Origin of the sequence: Halomonas jincaotanensis (genome assembly GCF_018448785.1) — a bacterium.
GTDB classification, from domain to species: Bacteria; Pseudomonadota; Gammaproteobacteria; order Pseudomonadales; family Halomonadaceae; genus Halomonas; species Halomonas jincaotanensis.
Map to the genome: position 1 here is coordinate 1 of NZ_JAHCLU010000055.1, position 899 is coordinate 899.

The 899-nt window shown below is 61.5% G+C and carries 1 protein-coding gene; it reads right to left on the reverse strand.

The features are described from left to right. Nucleotides 1-56: 56 nt before the first annotated feature. Nucleotides 57-860, reverse strand: a complete 804-nt coding sequence (gene istB / locus KG088_RS19430) for an IS21-like element helper ATPase IstB (RefSeq protein WP_213828273.1) — start codon at nucleotides 858-860, stop codon at nucleotides 57-59. Nucleotides 861-899: the final 39 nt, after the last annotated feature.

Here is an 899-nt window from a genome sequence, read left to right on the forward strand (position 1 = left end):
TGTCAACGCCAATGAAGGCTGTCCGGATTTCATCACTTTAGATTGTCCGTTTTTTATCAGTGCTCTTTCATCGGAACAGACTCAGGCTCTTGTGAGGTGTCGCTCTCCTTGGCGGTGGGGGTGGTGACTAAACCGGCGCGTCGCTTGTCTTTCAGCCGGTAGCTCTCGCCCTTGATGTTCAGGGTGGTCGAATGATGCAGCAGCCGATCCAGAATCGCCGTGGCGATGACCTGGTCGCCGAAGATCTCGCCCCAGTCCATGAATGACTTGTTCGAGGTGAGAATGGTGCTGGCCCGCTCGTAACGGCGATTGATCAAGCGGAAGAACAGGCTGGCCTCTTCGCGGGTCATCGGCAGGTAGCCCATCTCATCCAGCACCAGGACCTTGGGGTAGGTCAGCTGCTGGAGTTGCCGGTCGAGACGGTTCTCCTGACGGGCGCGCATCAGCGTGCTGACCAGCCGGTCCAGTGTCATGAACAGCACACGGTGGCCGGCTTCGGCGGCTTTTACCGCCAGGGCCACGGCGAGATGGGTCTTGCCGACGCCCGGCGGGCCGAGCAGCACCACGTTCTCGCCGCGCTCGACGAAGCCCAGGCCGGCCAGGTCGCGCACGATCTTGTGATCGATGCTCGGCTGGAAGCTGAAGTCAAACTGCTCCAGGGTCTTGATCCACGGCAGTCGGGCCTGCTTCAGCCGGGACTCCAGGCCCTTCTGATGCCGCCCGCCCCATTCCTGGGTCAGGGCCTGTTCCAGGAACTCGCGGTAGTTGAGATCCCGCTTGCTGGCGTGTTCGCAGAGGCTGTCGAGCGAGGCCTGAAGGTGCTCCATCTTCAGCCGGGTCAGTAGCTGTTCCAGGCTCATTGCAGCACCTCCTCGTAGACCCGCAGGTCACGCTGTTGC